Raw genomic sequence first — 3,858 nt, forward strand, 5'->3', positions numbered from 1 at the left:
TACCCTTTGCTACGGGTTCCCCTGGAATAATCATTTTGATCATTCTTTCTCACCTTCTCCTGCGAAATATTTCTTATTGCTGGCATATACTCCAGCTGGTCTGACCCAAAGAGATCGAAATTTGGCCCAATTGGAATCTTCTTTTCCGTCAGCATCTTTATACAACATAGCAAATGGCATAAATCCTGCTTTTATAGTGTCTATCAGTCGTTTCTCTGCCTTCTCAAAGGTATCTCCCTTATATCCCATCAGCACATAGCATCTCAAGGTATGGGATGCGGTTGTGAAGCCCGCCTGTAGAAGCTTCCTTCCTGCTTCTACTAAAGGCTCATAATCGTCTGGAGTATCATAGGCGAAAAACATTTGCTTAGGCTTAACTTCTCTCAGAAGATCTACATGCCAATTCTTTAATATCTTAGCTTCTAGTCCTCCAGAGAAAATGGGCCTACCATACTTTTGTTTTTTCAGCATTTCAAATACTTTCCTAATATGTTCTTCCGAGCAAGCAAGGATATTATCATCCAGAATGTTGTTTCCTTCATGGATATGGCACTCTTTGATTCCTCCTTGCCTCTTTGGCACCTGACAAAACCAGCAGTGATTTGGGCATCCTCTTGATGTGATCGTGTATCCTTCTTTAAGATAAAGTCCTGGTGTGAATTCTCCAGCAGGCTTTCCAATGGCAGGACCACCTATCTTAACGGGTACGCCAATCCTTTCCCACTGATATGCCAGTCTCTCAGCCTTTTCCATGTCATATGTGAACGTTACGGAAATATGTACCTCATCTATTTCAGGCAATGCCAACATTGGCGGGCCATCAAAGAAAACCAATGGATCTATTGGTGTTGCCTTCGTCTTTCTTGGGAAAACCCTTGCTATATTCATCCTGTCACCACTTTTCTGATCATGCTTTCGTCCCCCTATCTATCAGGTTCATAGTCGGCGCATATACACCATCTTGTACTTTTGGTAATACATTTTAGGGTATGATTATGCTTACACCTATCGATGTGGCTGCATTCTCCACAGCATACGCAGTAGTTTGGCAACCTTTGGGCTGCACACATCCTATACAGCTTTTTGCCGCAGTCATGGATCTTCCTACACCCACTTGACCTTGACATTACACATCACCCTTTATTTCAAATCCATTCAATATCTCTTTTGAGCTTGAATCTACTCCAGCTTTTTTCAACTGACCGAGATAATAATTCAATCCGTTGATGATATTTATAAAATTACCATAGTGTTTATCTATCTCATCTTTAGTCCTCTCCGGGTCATCGATCCACCGCTCCGCATTTCTATATCTTCGAAGCAGTTTATTGTATTTTTTCTTGATTTCGCCTATGTTCATGGAATCACGCTCCTATTCATCCCATGGGTACTTCTCATCTAGGTTATCTATTTCTATAAACCCTTGGATTTCTGAATTCTGCCATCCATATGCCTTATCTACTGCATCCGAATCTCCATAGAATCTTTTACTCTTCCGTTCAAAGTACACTCCTATGGATTTGTCCTGATGGCCAATGGGCCTGTTTTTGAAAAGGTCAATAATACAGTCATAGGGGCAACCCTTCTCCTTTAGGTCTCCCTGTTTATCAAACTTATCTTCCTTCTCCTTAGGGGAGACTCTATGTATGGAGATGATGTAGTGGGCCATATTGATGATATCTCCGGTACCAGCCACATCCAGTTTGGTGAGTCTTTGGATAGTCTCTGTCTTTCTTGGATGAGCCACTAAGTGAATTACACAGTTAAACCGTCTTGCAAACTTTATCAGTGAATTCATAAACTCTTTTTGCTTTGTCAGCTTCTCATATTCACTGCATTCCAGGTCAATCATCATCAGGTTATCCAGGATAAAGTTCTTGACCCCATGCTTTCTGGCCAGCTCTTCCATCTTCTTTAGGATGGCAGAGGCCTTTTGGTTGTCCTCATCATCGTAGATATACACCTTTCCTTTGTACCAATTCCGCATTTTCTCTTTGATGTGTTTGGTGATGTAGTAGGACATAGGCTCATTGGGTCCGTTGTACTTTTCTCTCACATTCTCAGGTCCTGCCATGGGGTATTCGATCCAGCTCCTAAGCTGGGGCTTTGTCAGTTCTCCTGAGAAAATGAATGTCTTATAGCCCTGGGCTATAGCTTCTACTACACAAACCTGATCTATGAAGGTGGACTTTCCTGATCCGTTAATACCAGTAATGACATTGACTGTTCCTAAAACAAATCCAGATATCCATTTGTCAAGACCATTAATACCGCTTTTGATTTTCTCTGCTGCGCCGATATCATAATCCTCCACATCGGCCATATCGATCACACCGGATATGGGTACGTCTTTTGCTTCATCGATGGATATTAGGATGCTTTCTGGACCGTCCTTATACAGCTGCAAGTTGATGTCTTTACGCTTACCCTTTACGTAGTAGCAGCGATATTCCCCTAATCTCGGGATCACTTCCTTACGCATCCGCTCCCCGGCTTCATCGGCATCGGACCATATGATGATCTTTTCAAATTGATCTAGCCAGTCCCAGTTATACTCAATCCAGGTATAGTTGTTGGCTCCAAAGGGTACTGATACGGCATTGTAGTAGCCTGCTTCTATAGCTGATAACCTGTCTATCTCTCCTTCACAAATCAGCAGTGGCTTTGAAGGATCTATCTTCTCCATACCGTATAGGATGGGTGCCGTGTCCTTATCCTTCTGACACCAGGTCTTATTCTCTCCATCATTTAGCTTCCTAGCTGGCCTGTATTTTACCAACATCAGTGTTCCATTGTGATTCCGATATTCAAATACGACATTGCCCTGCTTATCTTCCTTAACTCCTGCATAGGCTATGGTTTTTTTGCTGATCTTACGGAGACTTAAGTATTTCTCAATCTGTGCTGTATCTATATTCTTTTCCTCAACAGGATAAACATAGGGCTTATTGCTCTTATTCAAAATGGGAAGATTACTGGTCTCAAATTCATAGAATACATTGGCTTCTCTAAATAGCTCCTTAGCAGCTTCCGTAAAATTCATTCCTGTCTGCTGATAGTAGTCAATGATATCCAAGGTCTTTCCGCATCCAAAGCACTTGAAATAGTTTTCTTTCTTATTCCAGATAAAAGATGGGGTTTTCTCACTATGGAAGGGACATATTCCTTTAAGATTTTTAGTATCCCATTTTTGAATGCCAAGACCTCTGACAATGATTTCTGCTGCTCTTATGCCTAAAGTTGTTTTTGCTTCCAGGATAACTTGTCTCAACATGCAACATCCCCCTATCAACTACTGTCTACCTGATACTCCTTAGGTTCTATTTGCTTTTTTTGCTTGTCTGCTGATTCTTTATATTTTGCAATTTCCTGAGCTGTAGCATTTCGCATGATGCCATAGCAGTAATTTTCCTGCTTGTCATGATGTTTTGGATTATTTATATATACTTGTAAAGCATATATCACAGCCTCGGTCTTGAACTCTTCCCATTTTTGATAGACCTTTATGATAACACTGTCTGCTATTTTACCTGATCTTCTAGTAAACCTAAGAATGTCGAAGTACTGATCAATGATAAGAAGATCTGCCTCTGAATACCGCTCACGCAAATTTGAAATTTGCATATTAATGTTTTTATTCTTTTCATTCTTATCATTCTTTTCATTCTTGTTAGTTGCCCGCTGCTTGCCGTTTGCTTGCCCGTTGCTTGCCTGTTTGCTTGCCAGTTCTTCGTCATCCGATTGATACACATCCCAATTTACAATGGTTATGAGTCTATTCTTGTTTGTCGATTCGTTTGCCAGAAATTCATATTTTTCAAATCTTTTTAAAGCAGTACGAACATTTTTTATAGATAT

3 protein-coding genes and 1 pseudogene are annotated in these 3,858 nt (G+C 40.7%); all 4 read right to left on the minus strand.

The features are described 5' to 3' along the window. Positions 1-39 precede the first annotated feature (39 nt). Complete coding sequence (locus tag HNQ80_RS25345; RefSeq protein ID WP_184314030.1) at positions 40-888, minus strand: radical SAM protein; 849 nt, start codon at positions 886-888, stop codon at positions 40-42. A 238-nt stretch (positions 889-1,126) separates the two neighbouring features. Then, entirely contained in the window at positions 1,127-1,360 is a 234-nt protein-coding gene (locus tag HNQ80_RS25350) for a hypothetical protein (RefSeq protein WP_184314032.1), read from the minus strand. 12 nt (positions 1,361-1,372) lie between these two features. Next, positions 1,373-3,274, minus strand: a complete 1,902-nt coding sequence (locus HNQ80_RS25355) for a CHC2 zinc finger domain-containing protein (protein WP_184314034.1) — start codon at positions 3,272-3,274, stop codon at positions 1,373-1,375. A gap of 14 nt (positions 3,275-3,288) precedes the next feature. Further along, a pseudogene (locus tag HNQ80_RS25360) lies at positions 3,289-3,858 on the minus strand (hypothetical protein); the annotation flags it as partial.

The sequence above is a fragment of the Anaerosolibacter carboniphilus genome, from assembly GCF_014205875.1.
Classification (GTDB): domain Bacteria; phylum Bacillota; class Clostridia; order Peptostreptococcales; family Thermotaleaceae; genus Anaerosolibacter; species Anaerosolibacter carboniphilus.